Below are 23,002 nucleotides of genomic sequence, written 5' to 3' on the forward strand. Positions count from 1 at the left end.
AGCCATGAGAATGATAAAAAACAAAGCAGGCAGATTGGTTCCGTTATACGTAAACGGGATAAAACAAATTCCTTTTAAAGGAGTCGACAAATACAAACCGAAAGGCAGAAAAGCCGCTCCGGCAATACCTTCCTGTGTCGATTTTCCCGAAGCCGAAAATAAATTGGTAAAAAACTTGAAAAAGGCTCTGGAACTTTCGGGCTTAAAAGACGGAATGACAATTTCAACCCACCATCATCTTCGTAACGGAGATATGGTTACCAACTATTTATTCGACGTTATCCATTCAATGGGAATTAAAAATATAAGGTGGTTTCCGAGCGCGTCATTCCCCTGTCATGAACATTTAATCAAATATCTCGAAGACGGCACTATTCACCACATTGAAGGCTCATTGAACGGACCTTTGGGCAAGTACGCGAGCATGGGAAAGATGAAAGGCACGGGCGTATTGCGTTCGCACGGAGGCAGATACCAGGCAATTCAGGACGGCGAAGTTCATATCGACATTGCGGTAATCGCCGCGCCTTCGGCGGACAAGTTCGGCAACGCCAACGGATTATACGGTAAGTCCGCTTGCGGAGGATTGGGATTTGCCCTGGCAGACTCGATTTACGCCGACAAAGTAATTATCGTAACCGACAATTTGGTTGAATTCCCCTGCGCGCCGTGGCAAATTTCCGGCAATAATGTCGATTGTGTGGTAGTAGTCGATTCGATCGGCGACCCGGCAAAAATCGTAAGCGGAACTACAGAGATAACAAAAAGTCCCGACCGGCTATTAATAGCCGAATACGTCGCGGAGTTTATGGACGCCGCCGGAATTTTAAAAGACGGATTTTCGTTCCAGGCCGGAGCCGGCGGCACGAGTCTGGCATTCATTCCATTTATCAAAGAAAAAATGAAACAAAAAAATATTAAAGCCCGGTTTGTAAGAGGAGGCTCCACAAAATATCTTGTCGAAATGCTCGAAGAAGGTTTAACCGACTATATCCTCGACGGACAGACATTCGATCTGGAAGGCGTTCGCTCAATGAGAGAAAATCCGAATCACATTATGACTTCCCCTTTTACAAGTTATAATTTTCATGGCAAGGGAAATTTTGCTTCGATGGTCGACGCTGTTGTGTTAGGAGCCACGGAAGTCGACCTGAATTTTAACGCCAACGTAGTGACGCATTCGGACGGGATGCTATTGCACGGAATCGGCGGATGGCAAAATTGTCTTTATGCCGGCTGCACTATATTGGCAGTTCCTTCATTCAGGGACAGGATACCCGTAATCGTAGACGAGGTAACGACGCTCTGCGGCCCCGGCGATTTGATTGACGCAGTAATTACGGAACGCGGAATTGCCGTCAATCCGGCAAGAAAAGATTTGATTAAAAAAGTTAAGAAAAGCTCTCTTCCGCTGCGGTCGATTGCCGATATTCAAGAAGAAGTTTATGAAATATGCGGCAGACCGGCAAAACCGAAATTAGACAAAAGAAAAGTTGTCGCGGTAGTTAAATGGGTCGACGGAACTTTACTCGACTCTGTTTATAAGGCGGCGGAATAGTTTTAATAGTTGCCTTTTTTAACTTTTGCAAGTCCGCCACCAAACGTCGCTATCCACAAGTTTCCGTCCGGGCCAAGTTTGATATCGACTACCTGGCTTGCCAGCAGTTTGGAATTCGAAGTGTTAAAGAAATATCCGTCCGAAGGATTATGCCGGAATTTTGTCAATCCGCCTTTTGTGCCTATCCATTTGTTCCCTTCTTCGTCCACATATATGGATTCGACTAAATTGGACGGAACTCCCTTCAGTTCCAACTGCTCCCAGGCGCCGTCTTTGAATCTTGTCAGTCCGCCCAATTCGCCTTTTTCGCTGTTATAAATATGAGCGGCATAAACGTATCCTTCCTTATCGCACGCAATATCTTTTATTGAATTTCCCAGGTTTGCGCTCAAATTCATATTCGACATATCATAAATTTTCCATTGATTTCCGTCGTACATATTAATACCGGCGCTGTTAGTCGCCACCCATACATTATTAAAATTGTCAATTGCAATTCCCGTTACAAAATCGCTCGACATTCCGGAAGTCCTGTCGAAAACTTTCCAACTTTTTCCGTCGTATTTGACTAATCCTTTTTGAGTGCCGATCCACATCACACTGTTATTATCGAAAATAACGCTCGTAACGTATGGATCCGGCAAATTCGGAGTGAGGTCCGTCCATACTGAGCCGTCGAATTTTTGAAGACTACCGCTTGTGGCAACGTACAATTCATTGTCGCGGACATATAAAGAATTAATGAAGTTATATTTTAGCTGTGAATTAGTCGATTGAATTATATCGAATTTATCGCCTCGGATTCTTACGATACCTCTGTCCCTCGTACCGACCCAAATTCCGTTTTCGCCTGGCGCCAGAGCGGAGAGATGATTACTGCTCAATTGCGAATTATCGATATTATAATTTACCCATTTGCTCGTATCATCCAGGACAAAATTCAAATACTGTATCTTACTGTAAGTAACCTTAACTATAGCGCTGTCGGAGCGGTGCAGCGGTAAATCGCACCTCACTTTATATTCGCCGACCAATAAATTGATCAAATATTTGGGAGTAAAAAATCCCGTATTTTCATTATTTAAATAAATTGCCGCGCCTTCTGGTTTACTGTTTACATAAATAATTCCGAAGTTTGCCGGATTTTTATAAAAGTCTACAAAGATGGATTTATATTCGGCGCCGCTAATTTCTTTGGCTAATGTCGTGTCTTTGAACAATTTTTTTTTCAATGTAACGTAGTGGACGCCTTCGGATAATCCTTTAATAGTATCCGGCGTAACGAATCCGGAATTTTTACCGTCGATATAAATAAGGGCGGAATCCGGATTGCTGTCGACAAAGATTTTACCGTTATATAAAATTTCAGGCTCTGCCGAACCAGTATAAACCTCCCTGTCGCACGAAATAAAAATATTGAGCGCCAGTATTCCGACAGTTAATATTTTCAAGAAACTTTTCATTCCTTCAATCCCGGTATGTAGCCAAATGATCTGATATAATCGTGAGTAAATCTGAGCACATAATAATTCCGGTTGTATGCGCCGAAGACGCCGAAGCCGCCTGTTATATTAGAATAATCCGTTTCGTCGAGTTTAACCGAAAATGTATTGTTCGCCTTAGCGGTCGTATTGTAATAGACGCTTAAATTTTCGTCGAGCGAAATTACTTCGAGTATGCAGCTCAAAATTTCAAATTTGCTTTTGTCCGATTCGCCTTCGGAAATTAGTTCCATTGCTTTATCGATTACAGACATGTCGTAACTGAAGCGGCTTTGCGTTATGGGTTTGGGATAGTTCGGCACATACTTGCCTTCGTATTCCACGTAATTTTGCGGCACCACGTGAATATATCTTTTTTTTGTCCCGCCCTCATGCTTAAAATAATAGATGCCCATTCTCAAAACAAAAACGGGTTTGGTTTGATCGCTGTTCCAAACAACCTGAATATAATCTCCTTTTTGAGGAGGTATGAGAGTGTCCGACAGAGCTTCGCTGAATTTAATCGGTTGAGGAACCGTCGTGGTTGAAGACAATACCTTTCCGTTGGGCAAAACGGCTTCGATTTCGAGAGGGAGCCCCGGCTCCGGCCTGAAATCCTTTGCATAATAAATTCTGTACGGCGCTTTATACTTGTCGTCGGGCGAACGTTCGATTATTGTATCTTTTAGTATGACGACGTTGTCGTTACCGCTCCATAATCTGACCAATGCATTTTGAACGGATTTATCCTCAGTATTGGCATACGGATCGAAATTCTCGGATAAATAACTCTTCGACAATAAAGCGACCTGATAATTAGTATCGGCTCTCACAATACAATTAAGAACATATTTTTCGTCGAATTCTCCGTAAGGATTGAACGACTCGTCGCATGAAATAACCGTCAGCGTCAATAAAATCAAAGCCGAATAAAATAATTTCTTTTTCATAATTCCACCTTAACCGAGAATGTGGGGAGGAACGGGAGCATATTGACTCTTTCGCCCGTGTCTTTTTTGAAATAAAAGATATTGGCTCTGTCGTAGAGATTAACGATATTAAAATCGAGATATACATTCATAAACGGGAAAACGAATTTCTTCGAAATATTCAGGTCGAGACGATGATAGTCGGGCAATCTGCCGAGGTTCTGTATGCCGACGAGCGTATAAGGTCTGCGCGGGTCGCGGAAGTTCCAGGAATCGAAGAAATTGTCAAGATACAGTTTATCGTAATAACCGAGAATTTCAGTAAAAGGCAGACCCGACGAATAAACCCAGATAACGCTCGAATGCCAATTACGGCCTAAATTAAAATCCAGCATAAGATTAAAATTATGCCGGGTATCGTAACGCGGATAGTATCTCTTTCCGTCGATAACTTTGTATGCGTACGCATGCGTGTAGGATGTTTTTATGTCGATAAAAGACGCGCTGATCGAAGCGTTGACTTCCAGACCGTAGGATTCGCCCTCGCCGGCTTTTAAATCGCGGTCGGAAGCGTAAATTTTGTTTTTATTCAAGACCGGCAGGTTATCGACCGTTTTATAGTACGATTCGACTCCGAGCTTCCAAAAATTTCCCGTTCCGATTTCGACTCCGAAAATTGCATGCATTGCTTTCGCGGGCGGAAGATATTCGGGAGTGATAATCCACGGTTCGAATATGTTGATAATTTCGTCTTCGTCCGAAACCGTTGTCAATGATTGTTGATAGAGTCCCCAAGCTCCTTTGAAAGTCAAAAAATTCCAGAATGTGTAGGATGCGTTTAATCTAGGTTCAATGAACATTTTCTCTTTATTTTGCGAGACCGAAGCGAGATTAAAACGAAGTCCGGCGTCCACGGCAAAGTTGTCGAATCTCAAGAATTTATATTTTGTGTAAAGCGAAATGTCGGCGCCGTCCGCCCTGATATCGGTATCCTCGTCAACTATATTTTCGATAAATAATTCCGTATTAATCTGATTGATATGGAAACCGACGCCCAGTTCGTCTTTCGAATTGAATATGTAAGTCAAATCCATCTTCATCGATATATCGTTTATCTCGTTGCTCGATTTTGCAAGCGAACTCAATTGAGGGAGCGCTTCGCCTTTGAAATTGCTGATCGACAAACCGAGTTCGAGAAAGAGCGGGCTGTCGCCCACGAAGAACCATCTGAAACCGAACAAATTGTTTTTCCAGCCGAAATCTTCAATCGTCGGGTCAGGATTATCGATTTTGTCGTTGCTGAAAAATCCGTTCACGATAAATTTGCTGCCCGGTATGAAATCCTGATTGGAATAATTCAGTTTGAAAGAGAGATCGTAGAAATCAGCCGGAATATTTTGATTGTCGAGGAATTTTTTAAGGATTTCAGTCGAATAACTTTTTCTGCCGCTCAGATAAAAAGAGCCGTGAGGCAAAGGACCTTCGAGCAATAATTTAGCCGACAAGTAGCTCGCGCTGGCTTTAGCTCCGAATCTGTTTTTATTACCGTCGTTTGTTTTTATATCGATAACCGAAGAGAGACGTCCGCCGTAATTTGCCGCGAATCCGCCTTTATAAAATTCGATGTTATTTATTACGTCGGGGTCAATCACGCTGAAGAGACCGAGCGCATGGAAAGGGTTATATAACGTAACTCCGTCGAGCAATATAAGATTCTGATTGCTTGCCCCGCCCCTGACGTAAAATCTTGCCGATACGTCGCCGGTCGACTGAACGCCGGAAAGATATTTAAGCGACCTGAATAAATCGGATTCCACGCCTTTGGGAAGATATTCCAGTTCCCTGCTCAAAATCCTGCGGATGCTTATATCCGTTCTGCTTTCCTCGACTAACTTTTCAACTTTCTCGATTGTTTGGAGTTCAATGTCGGAAGGGACGAGCCGAATATCATAATGCGTTATTTTATTCGGAAAAACTTTTATTTTAATTTCCTTCGTATTATAGCCGATATAAGAAATAATCAATGTAAAATTCCGATTGGCGGGTATGGAAGGAATAAGGAAATATCCTCTCGAATCCGTTGCGGTACCGACTCCCAATTCTTTCACGTATACATTGCAATAAGCCAACGCTTCCGAACTTGTTGAATCTACAATCAGCCCTCTTAAAGTACCGGAATTTTGGGCTTCAAGATTAAGATTAAAAAATACTAACAGGATAAAAAGATAAATTATATTTTTCATTAAAATCATTTAAATAAATCATATGCAATATATGATTTTTATATATCAATAAAACATTGCACTCTATTTAAAAATAAAAAAGGCTGTTCCAAACAATTCCGGGTAATGTATCTAGGAGGCTATGAAGTTCATGTTAAAAACTTCCCCGGTCCGTTCGGAACAGCCCGTATATAAGGCGGGGGTGTGTTAATTGTTAACTGCTACAGGCGCTTTCATCAATTTATTTGAAATCTCCTGGAAGAAGAGATCCGGATTTTCTTTTTCAACTTCGGTAATCTTTATATCCGCGAACATATCATAGAAATTGAAATAGAGGCTTGCAAGTTGCGCTTTGTATCTGATTGCAGGCGTATTGCCTTCCACTGCAAGCTCGTATAATCTTCTTACCAATTTCCGATAATCTTCGTTGGGAAATTTGTTTTTTACTTCCATTATGTTGAAAATGGAAGATTCAACTATTCCAGTATGTTCCACGTTGAGATTGTAGAGAAAACGCTCGTTTGCTTTTTCAACAAGCTTTTTGTATTCGGGCTCCTGAGCAAAAATGTTTGCCGCAAAGAACGTTATCAAAATTGCGATTGTAAGTTTATTAACAGATTTCATTTTATCCTCCTTGTCTAAAGGTTCGCTTACAGTTATTCAAAGCCCGTGCCAAACTTCATTACTTATTAATTTTACTCAAACGCAAACATTTACTTATTTAGGCGTTGCCACATTTTTTCCTTATTTATGCAGGTTTATTTATAATTTATTGAAATAAAATAACTTAGAGAGAATGCAGATGCGTGGCGTCTGCAGTTTTGTGGCGCCCCTTTGGAGAAATTTCCGGTTATTTCTTTCTGTTGAGCCGGTTGTTGAGGGCTCTTCTGCTAAGACCAAGCAGCCTTGCCGCAATCGTCTGATTGTTATCGGCTCTTTTAAGCGCTTCGTTGATCAACGCTTCTTCTACTTCTTTAAGCGTAGGAAGGTTTTCCGGAAATATAATTTTATCTGCGTGTTCTTCGGTATGTTCCAAAGCAAATTCCTTTTTCATATCCGCAAATATTTTATTTCGAATCGAGTCGAGCGACAAAACGCCGAACCGGTGTATACTGACCGCATCGTATATCAAACCTTCGAGCTCTCTTATGTTTCCAGGAAAATGATAATTCGCAAGGAGAGTATAAAGTTCCTTCGGCGGAGTCGGTTTTTTCTTGTTCAGTTTTTCTGCGGCTTTTTCAAGAAAATAGTCGGTCAATAAAGGAATATCTTCTTTCCGTTCTCTCAAAGGAGGGATATGAATATGATGAGTTTGCAATCTGTAGTAAAGGTCTTTTCTGAATTTGGGACTCTCCTTCATATCTTCAATTTTCAGATTCGTAGCGCATATAATCCTTACGTCGGCTTGTTTCGGAATATCGGAACCGAGCGGATAATACCTGCCGTCCTGAATGAGACGCAACAATTTAACCTGGGATTCGATGCTCAAATCGCCGATTTCGTCGAGAAACAGAGTTCCTTTTTCGGCTTGCTCAATCAAACCTTTTCTGTCCTGCTCTGCGCCCGTAAAAGCCCCCTTTTTATGTCCGAACAGAGTGTCGGAAAACAAAGTGTCGTCCAATCCCGCCACATTGACGGCGACCAACTCTCCGTTTCTGGAACTGACTTTATGAATTGCTCCGGCAATCAATTCTTTTCCGACGCCAGTTTCGCCCGTAATCAGCACGGGCAAAGGAGAATTTGCAATCGCTTCGATATATTTGAAAATCGAGCGCATCGATTTGTTTTTTGTGATAATTTCTTCGAAAGCTTCGGGATTTTCGATTTTATCCTTCAGCAAATAATCTTTCAGACGACGGTTTTCGGAAAGCACTTCCCTGTATTCGAGCGCGCCTTTTATTGTTGTAACCAAGCGCGTATTGTCGACAGGTTTAACAATATAATTATAAGCGCCCGACTTAATGCTTTCTACCGCGCTTTCCACATCGTTCAGCGCGGTTAATATTATTACCGGTATTTCGGGAAACCGGTCTTTAATCTGCGGCAAAAGCTCCAGTCCCGTAATTCCCGGCATATTTATATCGAGCACGATTAAAGAGTATTCATCTTTCTCGAGCATTTCCAGTACTTTTGTACTGTCGGATTGCAGTACGATATTATTTATGCCGCTCGTGTTCAAAGACGTTTCGACGCTGAAGAGAAATTGTTCTTCGTCGTCAACAAGCAGTATCGGCAATTCCGGATAATCCGCTATTCCCATTTTCCCTCTTTCAATTTATCGGCAGAAGAATAATAAATTTGGTACCGTTCCCGTCGCTTTCGACAATAATATCGCCGCCGTGATTTTTGATAATGTTATAAGAAACATAAAGTCCGAGTCCGGTTCCGCCCGAATTTCTTTTTGTAGTAAAAAACGGGTCAAAAATAAATTTTATGTTTTCTTCGTCAATGCCCGTTCCTTCGTCTTTGACTTCAACTGCGGCATAGTTGTCTTTCCGATAGAGCGATACTTCAATGCCGCGGTTTTTATCGGGCAGCGCCTGACATGCATTGGCAATAAGGTTTATCATCACCTGTTCGATCTGTTGAGAGTTGCCTTTTATATACGGCATTTCGGCATTGTAATTCACTTTAAAATTGCCGGTCGATTTTTTTATCAGGTTGGACGTAATCATAACCGCTTTTTCGATCGCTTTATTCAAATCGACTGTTTGGTCGAGACATCCCGAATCTTTTTTTGCAAATTCTTTAAGGTTGTTCGTAATTTTTTCGATTCGCGTGGAACCCTCGATGATACCGTCGAGAGCGTTTACGATTTTTTTAAATGCTTTTTCCGAAGGTATTCCCGCCACATAATAATCGTCATGGTCGGTTGCATATTCTTTCAGAACGGGCAAAATATCATCGAAAGCTTTTTTAAGGAACTGAGCGTTGAGAAGAATAAAATTGTTCGGATTATTGATTTCGTGAGCGATTCCGCTTACCATAGTGCCGAGCGCGACCATTTTGTCCGCCTGAATCAACTGTTTTTGCTTTGATTCGGCAAGCTCCTGCGCCTTTTTCAATTCGGTTATATCGTTAATAAGTCCGTCGTAATAGATAACATTGCCGTATTCGTCTTTCGATAAAACGATGCTGTTTTTGACCCACCGTATCGAGCCGTCGCGGTGAATAATACGATGCTCTAGCGGTTCTACGTCCTTGCCTGCCAGCGCGTCTTCGGCTTGTTTCAAAACCGCAGGGCGGTCGTCCGGATGAACCATCCGATACCAGAGTTCGGGATCCTTCTGATAATCTTCGGAAGAATAACCGGTTACAGCCGCGCATCCGGGACCGTGATACGTTTTGACGGCTTTGCCTTCTTCGACTTTTACAGAATAGATATAATCGGTAAGATATCTTATCAGCCTGTAATATCGTATTTCAACCGGGTCTAATTTAAGTTCTTCTTCCATTGCGCTTTAAAATTAACAGCGCAAATTTAAACAATCCCGCGATAATTTGTGTACGATATTACACTAATTTAATCTTCCATTGTCGAAATATTTCCGGGGTCTTCTCCCAGAGCCCGCGCTTTGAGAACTCTGCGCATAATTTTACCGCTCCTCGTTTTGGGCAGCGAATCGACAAATTCAATGCTCTCGGGTTTTGCAATAGGACCGACTTCGTGAGCGACGTGTTTTCTTAACTCTTCTATTAAAGCCGTCGATTTTTCGTAGCCGTTCTTGAGAATTACGTATGTATAAATTGCGTTTCCTTTAACTTCGTGCGGCAGTCCTATTGCCGCGGCTTCGGCGACTGCGGGGTGACTGACAAGCGCGCTTTCGATTTCAGCCGTGCCCAATCGGTAACCCGACACTTTTATAACGTCGTCCACTCTTCCGATAATCCAGTAATATCCGTCTTCGTCGCGCCGAGTGCTGTCGCCTGTCATATAATATCCGGGATATTTGCTCCAATACTGATTTACGTATCTTTCGGGATCCTTATAAACCGTTCGCAGCATTGCAGGCCAGGGAGTTTTAATTACCAGATATCCTTCTTCGTTCGGCTTTACCGGATTGCCGTCTTCGTCGAGGATATCCATTTGAATTCCGGGAAAAGGTCTTGAACCGGACCCCGGCTTAAGCGGAACGCACGGCATCGGCGTTATCATAAACATACCTGTTTCGGTTTGCCACCACGTATCCATAATGGGGCATTTTTCATTGCCGACAACTCTGTAATACCATTTCCAGGCTTCGGGATTAATCGGTTCGCCGACCGAGCCCAATAAACGGAGCGACGACAAATCGTGTCTTTTAACCCACGATTCTCCGAATCTCATTAAACCTCTGATTGCGGTCGGAGCCGTATAAAGAATATTAATGCCGTATTTTTCAATCATCTGCCACCATCGATTCGGATAAGGGAAATTCGGAGCTCCTTCGTACATAAAGGAAGTCGTCCCGTTCAAAAGCGGTCCGTAGACGATATAACTGTGTCCGGTAATCCAGCCCGGATCTGCCGCGCACCAATACCGGTCTTCTTCTTTAATGTCGAATACAAATTTCAGAGTTGTGTATACGCCGACCATATAGCCGCCGTGCGTGTGAAGAATTGCTTTGGGTTTGCCGGTTGTGCCCGAAGTATAAAGTATAAACAAAGGATCCTCGGCGTCCATAATTTCGAGCGCGCAGTTTTGCGTGGCAATTGGAAGATTCATCAATTCATGATACCACAAATCCCTGCCCGATTCCATATTTATTTCCTGATCCGTTCTTTTTACGACAAGCACATGTTCCACCGTGCCACATCGTTGAAGAGCTTCGTCGGCAATTTGTTTCAAAGGCACAATTTTTCCTCTTTGAAACGCTCCGTCGGCCGTAATCAACACTTTAGAGTTACTGTCTTCAATTCTTTCCGCCAGAGATTCGACAGAGAATCCGCCGTAAACTACCGAATGAATTGCTCCTATACGCGCCGCGGCTAACATAGCAATTACAATTTCAGGTATTCGTCCCATGTATATTGTCACTCTGTCCCCTTTTTCCACCCCCATGCTTTTCAGCACATTGGCGAACTTGCAGACTTCACGGTGTAGCGCAAAGTACGACATTGTTCGCAGCTGTCCGTCTTCTCCTTCCCAAATAAGCGCAAGTTTGTTTCGCCTGAATGTTTTTACGTGCCGGTCGAGACAATTGTAAACAATGTTCGTCTTTGCTCCCGTAAACCATTTATAGAAAGGTTTGTCCGAATCGTCCAGAACCTTTTGCCATTTTTCAAACCAATGAAGTTCTTTTGCCATTTCTTCCCAGAAACCTTCGTAATCTTTTACCGCTCTTTCGTTCAATTCGTCCCAGTTTTTTACGTTTGCGTTTTTGATTACTTCTTCGGACGGATAATAGACTTCGCCGGACAGCATAAACCCTCCTTGTTATTTTTTGGTCGGTGTTGTATCTTTGCATTAGAAAATAAGACATAGCATCTGCAAAATCAACATCTTTATGCCGGACAAAAGAATAATAAAAATAACGTCTTTGCTGAGCCTTGCGATTTATATATCGCTTTTGGGAACGCTCTTTTTCCACTGGCATTTCAAAGACATCCGGACAAACGAAACGGTAATCCGGCATTACGACAACTTTGAAGACCCGTATGGCGATGCAAACGGGAATTGTTCCGTTGAATTTTTTCTTACTTATAATTTCAACTCCGAATCGGTCGGAACTTTCGGTTTACCCGGCAGCGAAGTTCTGTTAGAGACCGATTTATCTAAAGTAATTGAATCCCCCCTTATTTTATCGCTTACGACTTCAGAATCGAGAGCTCCTCCGTTCAACGCCTGAATTCCGGCGCATATAATTATTCATTAATTTAAAAAGGAGCTCTGAAATGAAAGGGTTATTCATTTCTTTTATACTATTATTAAATTTTGTGCTGCAGGCTCAGTCATATTCGTTAGAAGGATTTGTTTACGACGAAAATAACGGCGAGCCATTAATTGGCGTAAACATCTACTTGCAGGAACTGAAATCAGGCACAACTACCGACGAAAGAGGTTATTTCATATTCAACAATATCAGCCAAGGCTCATACACTTTACGCTTCAGCTATATAGGGCATAAATCGTTAACCGAAAAAGTTGACGTCCCCACAGAGCCATTGAAAATATATCTCGAAGACGGTACAATCGACCTCAACGAAGTGGTAATTACCGGTAATCCGTTTAATACCGACCCGCAGGAACTAATGCAAAGTTCTTTAAGCGTGGCAAATCTGGATTTGCAGATAAAAAGGAGCTCCAATATTGGAGAGACCTTAAATTTTCTTCCCGGAATTTCGATGCGTTCCAACGGGAAAGCGACCGCCCGACCGGTTATCAGAGGCTTCAGCAACAATAGGATATTAATTCTGGAAAACGGATTGAGAATGGGCGATTTATCCAATACGTCGAGCGACCACGCTGTTTCGAGCGACGGCGCGATTCCCGAGAGGATAGAAATCATCAGGGGTCCGTCGAGTCTTATGTACGGCAGCAACGCTCTCGGAGGCGTAATCAATATAATTACCGAAGAGATACCGGACTACATACCCGACGGACTTGAAGGCAATCTGTTCGCAGGAAATTCTTTCAACAACAATGAATTCAATACAAGCGTCGATTTGCATTTCGGTTCGAATGAATTTGCCACCCACGGAAATTTTACCAGAAGAAAAGCCGGCGATTATACAGACGGCGCGGGTGAAAAAGTCAACAACACTTATATCGATTTTACCGGCTACCAAATCGGATTTGCTTTTATTCCCGATTTCAGTCAGACCGGTCTCAGCTATAAAAATTACGATTTCAATTACGGCATACCGTTACACGAACATCATCACGATGAAGAAGAACACGAAAGCATTGGTATTAAAATGCGCAAAGAGGAATTAAAAATAAATTTAATTGGCGACCTTAAGGGCATGTTCGAAAACATCTCCTTCAAAGGAGGATATCAGAATTACAATCACAAGGAAATAAACAGAATTACAAACGAGGTCGGCTCAGCTTTCGGATTAAAGTCATATGTAATGGATGTTTCCGCCAATCATGCGCCTCTTTTCAAAAATTCAGACGGCGTTTTAGGATTATGGTATCAAAACCAAAAATATACTGTTGAAGGCGAGGAAGCGTTCACGCCTAACGCCGATTATAACTCGATGGCGTTTTTCGTAATAGAACAGTTCAGAATCAGCAATACTCTACTTCAAACGGGTCTTCGTTACGAATACAATTCCATCGAAATACCGGAAAGCGAATTATCCGGAAGATTGATCTCTCCTACGGAAAGAACCTTCAATACACTCAGCGGCTCTGCAGGAATAATTCTAAGCATAACCCCCGAAATGTCGTTCTACTCTAATTTTGCTACGGCATTCCGCGCCCCGACCATTGAAGAATTAGCCTCCTATGCAATACACGAAGCAACGGGCACGTTCGATATAGGCAATCTGGACCTTAGCGCCGAAAAGAATATCGGACTCGATTTAGGCTTAAGATACCATTCCGAACAAATCAATTCGGAACTGAATGTTTATTATAACATTATTGACGATTATATTTTCAAAAAGCCGACGGGAGAATTTTATAATCCTGCGGAAATGACATTTGTCAACGCTTCGGGAATTCCGGTTTATGCATACACGCAAGCAAAGGCTATTATTTACGGTTACGAATTCAAAGCGCAGTTCGAAATCTCCGGTCATTTTTCGTTGACTCTAATGAGCGATTACACCGTAGGAAAAAATTCTGAGACAAACGAATATCTGCCCTTGATGCCGCCACTGCGGTTCGCTCTCGAGCCGAGATATTCGACGGACGATTTCTGGATCGGGAGCCAATTTCATCTGGCGGCGGATCAGAAAAAAGTAAGTCCCTATGAAACGAGTACGCCCGGTTACGGACTGATTAATTTATATGCAGGGATAAAATTAATAACCGGAAGGTACATTCATATTTTTTCTGTAAAAATCGATAATCTTTTCGACAGAGCATACCGGGAACATTTATCCGCGATAAAAAATTATATATTCATGCCCGGCAGGGAAATAAAATTAAATTACAGATTTTTATTTTAACTTTACGATTATTATATTGGCAACACTAAAATCGTGGTTACTTGTTCTTTTCATGATGCGCCGGATAAGAATTTAACTCTAAATCGGAAGCTTTCAAGCGGGAAATGCAGATAAAAAGTTACAAAAGCGGCGAAGCTTTTCGCAGATTGATTGAGAAATAATTTTTGAGTTAAATTCAGTATTGTAAAATTTTCAGCTCGGAGAGGTGGGTGAGTGGCTGCCATCGCTTCCCGGCGAGGTTCCGCCGAAGGCGGAAAAACCAACGGTTTGACTCTATGTATTATGTTTACATACTAAAGAGTGTAATAAGGGAAAGATATTATATTGGTCATACTGCTGATTACGAAAAAAGATTGAAAGACCATAACCGAGGCAAAGTCAGATCGACTAAGCCTTATGTTCCTTGGAAGATTGTTTATTTGGAAGAATTTAACTCTAAATCGGAAGCTTTCAAGCGGGAAATGCAGATAAAAAGTTACAAAAGCGGCGAAGCTTTTCGCAGATTGATTGAGAAATAATTTTTGAGTTAAATTCAGTATTGTAAAATTTTCAGCTCGGAGAGGTGGGTGAGTGGCTGCCATCGCTTCCCGGCGAGGTTCCGCCGAAGGCGGAAAAACCAACGGTTTGACTCTATGTATTATGTTTACATACTAAAGAGTGTAATAAGGGAAAGATATTATATTGGTCATACTGCTGATTACGAAAAAAGATTGAAAGACCATAACCGAGGCAAAGTCAGATCGACTAAGCCTTATGTTCCTTGGAAGATTGTTTATTTGGAAGAATTTAACTCTAAATCGGAAGCTTTCAAGCGGGAAATGCAGATAAAAAGTTACAAAAACGGCGAAGCTTTTCGCAGATTGATTGAGAAATAATTTTTGAGTTAAATTCAGTATTGTAAAATTTTCAGCTCGGAGAGGTGGGTGAGTGGCTGAAACCAACGGTTTGCTAAACCGTCGTACTCTGAATGGGGTACCGCGGGTTCGAATCCCGCCCTCTCCGCAATTATTTCCTTTTTTAGGTCTTCGTAGTCGAACTTCCTTTAAGAGATAATCATAAATTCAATATGCCTTTTTTCTTCCTTATCCATTTCCCATTCAGAAATAAAAAAGCGTTTTTCAAACCGTAAGCGTAATTTTAAGTGTACTAGGCAGAGTATGGGTTTTTACGGTTAAGGATTTTTACTTGTTTGTAAGTGTGAATGTAGTTCTCTTTGTTTCAACGACGACGTTTTTATTTAAGCCGCCTAGAATTTATCCTGAGTTTTCAAATGACAGCACTGTAGCCTTGGGAAATACTCATCAATATTTTTTATGTGTTTTTTTTTATACCTGCTTAAAAGAGTAGCTTACTTTTGTAACAAGATTTTATAAAAATGCATATGCCCAGCAGTTTAAGCGGTTGATTTAAGAACGTTAAATATTCAATTAATATTTTTCGATATTATGTCCCAACTTATTTCTTCAATTCTCTTCTCAATTATTATCAACTTATTGTCATTAACCCAGTTATCCCAATTTCGATAAATACCATCACTAGAAGGTTGTTTAAGTTTTTCAACTTCTGGGTGAATAACAATGATCTTTCTCGCACTACTCGAATTCATCCATTCAATTAATCTTGTATTAATCCCTTTATCCCCAAAGCTATAACCGGAAATTATAATAGTATTGGTATCAATCAGCGTATTATAAAATAAATAGTATAGTAGGAAGTATATGTCGTAAGTATATTGAAGAATTTTATTAAACGTGCCAACTAAAATCATAGGACGTCCATTATCAGGATGTCGATAAACTCCGTTTGGATCTTGAGTTCTCCAAAAGTTACCATGAATAGGTATTCCGATTTCATTAGGAGTGTATTTTCCCCGACTGAATTTAAACCAGTTTATCGAACCGTGTAATTTGGCAATGTTCAATTTTTCATCATTTTTAAAAATATTAAAATTCCAATATCTAACACCTTTTACTGGATTCCCAAATCCGTCGATATAATTAATTTTCTCTTTTCTAAAAAATTCTTCTATAACCAAGTCATGATTTAAAGAGAAAATAAACATGCGATTTATATTGGAATCTTCGTAAGCATCTTTCAGAAAATTCAAATAACTTAATCTTTTTGGCTCCTTACTTAAATGATGCCATACTATGTCGCTAATATAATTCATTGCTTCATGCGCTAGTTCATGTAATTCCCAATTTCCCCTTATCTCTCCAGGTCTCCCTTGCAATATAGGTTTTACTTCTTCGATTATTTTGTCAATGAATGGTTGGACCACTGGGTTATCAAAAATTAACACTTCGCTTTTATAAATCTGTGATGCGACATAATACAAATCCTCATAGTTGGTTTCTTTGTGGAATAAATCCCAGTAGTATAAGTCAATTTCTATCTTAATTCTTTTCAAGAAAAGCAATACACGTGGGACATATTCATCAGCTGCTCCTATGTGATGGTAAAGTGGTTTACCAAAATAATAATTTCCATCAGTATGTCTCATAACATTATCACCATCTAGGACATTTTGGGTGATGTCCGATGTAGAAGGCATCTCTGCTGGAATAGATAAACCAGAACCAAATAAGAATGCAATTTTTTTCACAATACTTTCTCAGAGTATATAACTTTTATTTAGCCTGCCAAAATTCAACTTTGTATGCGCTCTATTAAAGAACTCTATATATTTGATTCTCAATTACAAGTTCTCTGTACAAAATTTTCTTTTATTTATTTAAATTTGCCCTGCTGCCCCTCATCGTTTTTAATCTTAAACTGAAAATAAATGAATGCAAATTTATTTTCAATAAAAATTTCTACCGATGTATATTTATTGTATCCACGTAGTTATCCGGCTTCACGGGCAACCGTCGGGTGCGATGTTCCAAAAGCTTACGGACTTTATTAATCATAACGCCTTCCGGCGGGTGAAGAAACGGTTTGCCGCGCCGCCCTCTCAATGGAACACTGCGGATTCTACTCAGCTTTACGCAAAAAAAATGCTCCCGGTTAGAGAGCATTTTTTATTTTTGACTTTGAGATTATTTCCGCTCAATTATTTAAGCGTCAGTTTACCTCTCAATAATAGATCCCTCGATGAAGTCCCGATCAATATTTCAAATTCTCCCGGTTCCGTTTTCCAGTCATGCGTTTTTACATCCCAGTATGCAAAGTCTTTCGCAGTCAATTCTATTTCGATTCTTTTTGTTTCCCCTTTTCCGAGAAATACTTTTTTAAAGCCTTTCAATTCTTTCTCGGGACGCAATACGCCGGCTTCGATATCTTTGACATAAAGCTGTGCAATTTCGGCGCCGTCTTGATTACCCGTATTCGTTATATCAAAAGATACCTTTACCGTTCCCTTCCCGTCGAACTGCTCCGGTTCTATCTTCAGATTATCATATTTGAATGTCGTATACGACAATCCGAAACCGAATGGGAAAAGCGGTTCAATGTTTTTCGTGTCGTACCATCTGTAACCGACGAGCACGCCTTCTTTGTATTCGATGTTATTAATCGGGAAATCCATATTCAAGTCGTCGTCCCAGTTAGTGTTTAAATCGGCGTCTTCGGGTACGTATCCGTAACCGGGCGAATCCTTGAATTCTTTTTCAATCGTCATGGGCAATTTGCCCGAAGGATTAATGTCGCCCGCTAACGCTTCCGCCAATGCGATATTTCCGTTTTGTCCCGGATACCATGCGTATAAAATGGCGCCTGCTTTATCGTACCAGCCTGTCATTCTTATGCCGCCGCCTGAATTTACAATCACGACGGTATTCGGATTCAAAGACACAATCCTCAAAATATTTTCTTCCGTTTTTTGGGGAAGCGAAAACGGTCTGTCCCAGCCTTCGCTGTCGAGAGTTCCAACGCTTAGGAATACGATTTCCGCATTTTTAATTTCATCATCCGAAGGCTCTTTTACATAATTAATCATGTTCCCGAATTTATTTTTCAAAGCGTCGTACATTGTAATAATATCATACCCTTCCACGTCCGCCGAGCCGCCTCCTTTAGGTAAGGTTTCCACAAATTCGCCTGTAAGCAATATTTTCTTCTGTGAAGAAACGGGCAACAAGTTATTCCTGTTTTTCAGCAGCACAATCGATTCCCGCGCCGTTTGAAGAGCGATTTCTTCATGACGTTTGAAATTATCGAGATACTTCAAGTCTTTTACAGGTCTGTCGTAAAGTCCCATGGCAATAAAAGTTTTCATAATATTTTTTGCCATGCGGTCGATATCCGCTTCGCTTACTTTGCCTTCCTCAATTAATCTCATCGCATTCTTCTTGACGGTTATATCCCCTCTTTTCTGAAAAGCGGGTTTGTCCATCAACGGGTCGCCCGGCATTTCGAGGTCGAGTCCGGATTTAATGGTTTTCTCAGGATCCCACGTTGACCACCAGTCCGACATTACCAGCCATTTGAAACCTAGCGAGTTACGCAAAAGAGTATCGATGACGAATTTACTTTGTCCGGCCCATTCGCCGTTGACCTGATTGTATGCCGTCATTACCGCCAAAGCTCCGGCGTCTATTCCGGCTTTGAAAGCGGGCGTATAAATTTCGTGAATGGTTCTTTCGTCCACAATTGCATTAGTAGTTCTGCGATGATATTCGTTATTGTTGCAGAGGAAATGTTTTAATGTGGCAATTGTGCCCGTGCTTTGTACGCCCACGACATAATTTTCAATCATTCTTGCCGCCAGGAAAGGATCTTCGCCGAAATATTCGAAGTTTCTTCCGTTTTGCGAAATTCTGTAGATATTCATTCCCGGTCCGAGCAATACGGCAATATCTCCCGCCCGGCATTCCTCTCCGATACATCTTGCGTATTCATAAGCAAGTTGAGTGTTCCAGGTTGCGGTTAACGCCAGGGGACACGGGAAAGCCACCGATTTATTGAGCGACGAACTGAGTTCTTTTCTTATATGCACTCCCTGCGTGGCGTCCGAAAGATAAAATTGAGGTATTCCGTATTTTTCAAATCCTTTTACATAGAAGAAGTTATATCCGCCCACAAGTTGAATTTTTTCTTCCAGAGACATTTCGGATAATATTTTTTCCGCCCTTTCTTCGGCGGCATTTATATCAATCGGCGGAGTGAACGGTTTAAATTGATAATCGGGATTGAAATAAATTTGAGGAAAAGAATTAGCAGCCATAATTAATACCATTATAATTGTTAATAAATGCTTTTTCATAAACACCCCTCGATTTAAATCAGTTGTAATTTTTTACAATCAATGCCGAAGCCTCGCCTCCTCCGATACATAAAGAAGCCAATCCGTATCTGGAGTTCCTTTTTTTCATTTCGTGTAAAAGCGTTGTTAATATTCTTGCGCCGCTTGCGCCTATCGGATGGCCCAAAGCTACCGCGCCTCCGTTTACATTTACATTTTCGCCTGTCAATCCGAGTAACTCATTTACGGCAAGCGACACAACCGCGAAGGCTTCGTTGATTTCGAAAAGATCGATATCTTCAATTTTCATGTCGGCTTTTTTCAATACTTTCCGTATCGCATCGGCAGGGGCTGTAGTAAAATGCACTGGGTCTTTGGCGGCGGAGCTTTGCGCAATTATTTCCGCCATCGGTTTAAGACCGAGTTCCATAGCTTTTTCTTCGCTCAAAATCAGCAAAGCTGCGGCTCCGTCGTTAATTTTCGACGCATTCGCAGCGGTTACGACGCCTTTCGGATCGAAAGCGGGTTTCAGCTTCGGTATCTTTTCGAAGTTAACGCGTTCCGGCTCTTCGTCTGTTTTTACAATAGTTTCGCCCTTACGGGATTCGATTATCACTTCGATGATTTCGTCTTCAAAGCGACCTTCAGCCTGAGCTTTTAAAGCTCTGTTATAAGATTCGATTGCAAAAGCGTCCAGTTGTTCGCGCGTAAAATTAAATTCCCTTGCGCAAATTTCGGCGCAATTTCCCATATGAATATTTTCATAAACATCCACCAATCCGTCCAATAAAATCGAGTCGTAGACGGTTGAATTACCCAATCGGAATCCCGAGCGCGCGTCTTTCAGAAGGTAAGGCGCGTTCGACATACTCTCCTGTCCGCCGGCGATAATAATATCGGCGTCTCCGCATTGGATTGCCTGAGCGGCGAGCATAACGGCTTTAAGACCGCTGCCGCACATTTTGTTAATCGTAAGGCATTCGGTTTTTTCAGGCAGTCCGGCATACAAAGCAGCCTGACGCGCCGGAGCCTGCCCGATTCCCGCGGTTAAAACGTTTCCCATTATTACTTCGTCAATAAGCGAAGGCTCGATATTTGATTTTTCCAAAATTGCTTTGATTACTCTGCTTCCTAATTGCGGCGCGCTTAATTGACTCAATCCCCCGTTAAAACTCCCTATAGGAGTTCTTAAAGCGTGTGTGATAACTACTTTTTTCATCCGGCTCCTTTTTGTTTAATTTACAAATCGAGCAAATAACCGTTCTTTTTTAACCAGTTCCTTCTGGAATAATAATCCGGCATCAACTCGGCGACTTTATCCCAGAATTCTTTCGAGTGATTTTTAATTTTCAAATGCGCCAGTTCATGGATAACTACATAATCGATAATTTCGGGCGGAGCCATTATAAGTCTCCATGCAAAATTCAGATTGCCTTTATAACTGCACGAGCCCCATCTTTTTTTTGCGCTCGTAATCCGCACCGACTTGAACTGATAACCGAACTTTATTGCAAAATGGAATACCCTGGAGACAATATACTCTTTTGCCTTTTTACGATAAAATTCGACTATTAATTTTTCCGCGATATCTTTCTTTTTCGGATTAATATATAGCTTATCATCGAGAATTATGCTGCCGGCAACTGGGCTGAATTTCAGAGTATAATTCTTTCCGAGAAAGAGAAACTGTTCGCCTTCGGAATAATTTTTCTTTGGAACGAAAACATTTTTGAGAGTTTCCTTCTTCTTCAAAATCCACTTGCTGTGCAGGGCAATAATTTTATCGAGCTCGTATTGAGTAATATTTTTAGGAGCTCGTACGACAAGCTGACCGCCGGGGATTACCTGGAGCGAGACTGTTTTACGATTACTCTTGAGCAGTTTATCTATTTTAATCATGATTTACTTCGTTCGGATTTCTTTCGTACAATTCTATCAAATATTTATAATGTTTGACCAATCCTTCGGGCGCCTGCTCCCAGCTGAATCGCCACGTCCAGTTTCCGTCGGGTTTGCTCGGGAAATTCATTCTGGCGGAGCTGTCGAGATTCAGAATATCCTGCATCGGAATTATAACGATATTGCCGACGGACGAATAAGCAAGTTTAATAAGGGCGTGACACATATCGTCGCCGTAATAATTCATGTAATCGCGGGCGTGATAATAGACGTCGGAATTTTTCTCTTTTTCTTTTTCGAAAAAGCCGCGGGTTGTATCGTTGTCATGCGAACCCGTATAAACCACGCAGTTATTTATAAAATTGTGCGGCAGAAATCTCTTTTCGCCTTCTTTACCGAATGCGAACTGGAGAATTTTCATTCCGGGGAATTCGAATTTATCCCTCAATTCTTCCACTTCTTTGGTTATAATTCCGAGGTCTTCAGCCAGTACGGGCAATTCTCCGAATTCGTTTTTCAAAGTATTGAATAATTTTTCTCCCGGAGCTTTAACCCACTCGCCCGTTTCGGCGGTAGGCGCGTCGCCCGGAATTTTATAATAGGCTTCGAATCCTCTGAAGTGGTCTATGCGTACTATGTCTACCAAATTGAGGATCGATCTGAAACGGTCAATCCACCACCTGAAATTATCTTTTTCAATTACGTCCCATTTGTATAAAGGATTTCCCCATAATTGTCCGGTGGCGCTGAAATAATCCGGCGGCACTCCCGCAACAAATTCCAGTTTGCCTTTTTCATCGACGGTAAAATATTTTTTATTTGCCCATAAATCCGCGCTGTCGTATGCAATATAGATCGGTACGTCGCCGATAATTTTTATCCCTTTCGAATTGGCGTACTCTCTTAAATTTCTCCACTGACTGAAAAACTTAAACTGAACGAATTTCTGGAATCTTATTTCGTCGCTCAGTTTTTCCGTCCATTTTTTGACTGCGTCTCCTTTTCTGAATGCAATTTCTTCTTCCCATTGGCTCCAGACAATTCCGCCGTGATAATTTTTGCAGGCCATAAAAAGCGCGAAATCATCGAGCCAATCTCCGTTCGATTCGCAAAATTCTTCGAAGCCGTCTTTCCCGGATAAATTATAATTTGCGTACGCTCTTCTCAGCGCGTCAAATTTCAAACCGATTATTTTTCCGAAATCGACGTGATGCTTTTCGTGAGTAATCAAACTTTTCAGATCATGGTCGTTCAATAAGCCTTCGTCTTTCAGAATGTCGGGACTTATAAGCAAAGGATTTCCGGCAAAAGCCGAGAAACATTGATAAGGCGAATTGCCGAATCCGGTAGGACCCAACGGCAGCGCCTGCCAGAGTGTATTGCCGGTTTCCGCAAGAAAATCGATAAATTTGTAAGCTTCTTTGCCGAGGTCGCCTATGCCGTAATTTCCCGGCAAAGATGTGGGGTGAAGCAGTATACCCGCAGAACGCGTAAATGTCATTTAAATTTCCTCTCCGTTTTTTAGCAATAAAACTACGCAATTTTATAATCACTCGAAAATTTTTATTGGTCATTCTCCATTTTGAACTCAATCAAAATTACCTTACATTTTCGAAAAAAAAAAGGAA

The 23,002-nt window shown here is 41.4% G+C and carries 17 protein-coding genes and 1 tRNA gene; 6 read left to right on the forward strand and 12 right to left on the reverse strand.

The window, feature by feature from the left end; translation table 11 throughout:
- Positions 1-4 precede the first annotated feature (4 nt).
- Positions 5-1,558, forward strand: coding sequence for a citrate lyase subunit alpha (gene citF, locus ACOYVE_RS00490; protein WP_422880482.1), 1,554 nt, complete (start codon positions 5-7; stop codon positions 1,556-1,558).
- 2 nt (positions 1,559-1,560) lie between these two features.
- On the opposite strand, the gene ACOYVE_RS00495 is transcribed toward citF, so the two are convergent.
- From ACOYVE_RS00495 to acs, 7 genes are all read right to left on the reverse strand, one after another.
- Positions 1,561-3,021, reverse strand: coding sequence for a two-component regulator propeller domain-containing protein (locus ACOYVE_RS00495; protein WP_422880483.1), 1,461 nt, complete (start codon positions 3,019-3,021; stop codon positions 1,561-1,563).
- The gene (locus tag ACOYVE_RS00500) at positions 3,018-3,989 is read right to left on the reverse strand and encodes a DUF4249 family protein (protein ID WP_422880484.1); all 972 of its coding nucleotides are present in this window, start codon (positions 3,987-3,989) and stop codon (positions 3,018-3,020) included. Before ACOYVE_RS00500 ends, ACOYVE_RS00495 begins: the two co-directional genes overlap by 4 nt.
- A complete protein-coding gene (locus ACOYVE_RS00505; protein WP_422880485.1) occupies positions 3,986-6,211 on the reverse strand; it encodes a TonB-dependent receptor in 2,226 nt (741 codons plus the stop codon). Before ACOYVE_RS00505 ends, ACOYVE_RS00500 begins: the two co-directional genes overlap by 4 nt.
- Positions 6,212-6,397: 186 nt before the next feature.
- Positions 6,398-6,814, reverse strand: a complete 417-nt coding sequence (locus ACOYVE_RS00510; protein ID WP_014856875.1) for a hypothetical protein — start codon at positions 6,812-6,814, stop codon at positions 6,398-6,400.
- 226 nt (positions 6,815-7,040) lie between these two features.
- Entirely contained in the window at positions 7,041-8,450 is a 1,410-nt protein-coding gene (locus tag ACOYVE_RS00515) for a sigma-54-dependent transcriptional regulator (protein WP_422880486.1), read from the reverse strand.
- Positions 8,451-8,460: 10 nt separating this feature from the next.
- The gene (locus ACOYVE_RS00520) at positions 8,461-9,645 is read right to left on the reverse strand and encodes a sensor histidine kinase (RefSeq protein WP_422880487.1); all 1,185 of its coding nucleotides are present in this window, start codon (positions 9,643-9,645) and stop codon (positions 8,461-8,463) included.
- 68 nt (positions 9,646-9,713) lie between these two features.
- On the reverse strand, positions 9,714-11,594 hold the full coding sequence (acs, locus tag ACOYVE_RS00525) for an acetate--CoA ligase (protein ID WP_422880488.1): 1,881 nt from the start codon (positions 11,592-11,594) through the stop codon (positions 9,714-9,716).
- An 82-nt stretch (positions 11,595-11,676) separates the two neighbouring features.
- Between acs and ACOYVE_RS00530 the strand changes: the two genes are divergently transcribed.
- The 5 genes from ACOYVE_RS00530 (at position 11,677) to ACOYVE_RS00550 (ending at position 15,292) form a co-directional block, all read left to right on the forward strand.
- Positions 11,677-12,018: a hypothetical protein gene (locus ACOYVE_RS00530; protein WP_014856871.1), complete on the forward strand. Its 342-nt coding sequence runs from the start codon at positions 11,677-11,679 to the stop codon at positions 12,016-12,018.
- Positions 12,019-12,064: 46 nt separating this feature from the next.
- Positions 12,065-14,290 carry a TonB-dependent receptor gene (locus tag ACOYVE_RS00535; protein ID WP_014856870.1) on the forward strand — a complete coding sequence of 742 codons (2,226 nt, stop codon included), beginning with the start codon at positions 12,065-12,067 and terminating at the stop codon, positions 14,288-14,290.
- A 275-nt stretch (positions 14,291-14,565) separates the two neighbouring features.
- The gene (locus ACOYVE_RS00540; RefSeq protein WP_422880489.1) at positions 14,566-14,808 is read left to right on the forward strand and encodes a GIY-YIG nuclease family protein; all 243 of its coding nucleotides are present in this window, start codon (positions 14,566-14,568) and stop codon (positions 14,806-14,808) included.
- Positions 14,809-14,922: 114 nt separating this feature from the next.
- Complete coding sequence (locus ACOYVE_RS00545; RefSeq protein WP_014856868.1) at positions 14,923-15,165, forward strand: GIY-YIG nuclease family protein; 243 nt, start codon at positions 14,923-14,925, stop codon at positions 15,163-15,165.
- Positions 15,166-15,203: 38 nt separating this feature from the next.
- Positions 15,204-15,292, forward strand: a tRNA-Ser gene (locus tag ACOYVE_RS00550).
- A gap of 421 nt (positions 15,293-15,713) precedes the next feature.
- On the opposite strand, the gene ACOYVE_RS00555 is transcribed toward ACOYVE_RS00550, so the two are convergent.
- The 5 genes from ACOYVE_RS00555 to malQ form a co-directional block, all read right to left on the reverse strand.
- Complete coding sequence (locus tag ACOYVE_RS00555) at positions 15,714-16,895, reverse strand: SIR2 family protein (protein WP_422880490.1); 1,182 nt, start codon at positions 16,893-16,895, stop codon at positions 15,714-15,716.
- Positions 16,896-17,345: 450 nt separating this feature from the next.
- A complete protein-coding gene (locus ACOYVE_RS00560; protein ID WP_014856866.1) occupies positions 17,346-19,496 on the reverse strand; it encodes a beta-glucosidase in 2,151 nt (716 codons plus the stop codon).
- Positions 19,497-19,515: 19 nt separating this feature from the next.
- A complete protein-coding gene (locus ACOYVE_RS00565; RefSeq protein WP_014856865.1) occupies positions 19,516-20,694 on the reverse strand; it encodes a thiolase family protein in 1,179 nt (392 codons plus the stop codon).
- Between the two features lie 20 nt (positions 20,695-20,714).
- Positions 20,715-21,374, reverse strand: coding sequence for a M48 family metallopeptidase (locus ACOYVE_RS00570; RefSeq protein ID WP_014856864.1), 660 nt, complete (start codon positions 21,372-21,374; stop codon positions 20,715-20,717).
- Positions 21,367-22,875: a 4-alpha-glucanotransferase gene (malQ, locus tag ACOYVE_RS00575; protein ID WP_422880491.1), complete on the reverse strand. Its 1,509-nt coding sequence runs from the start codon at positions 22,873-22,875 to the stop codon at positions 21,367-21,369. The genes ACOYVE_RS00570 and malQ overlap by 8 nt, the downstream gene beginning before the upstream one ends.
- Between the last annotated feature and the right edge of the window lie 127 nt (positions 22,876-23,002).

It is taken from the genome of Melioribacter sp. (genome assembly GCF_049325435.1).
Taxonomy (GTDB): Bacteria; Bacteroidota; Ignavibacteria; order Ignavibacteriales; family Melioribacteraceae; genus Melioribacter; species Melioribacter roseus.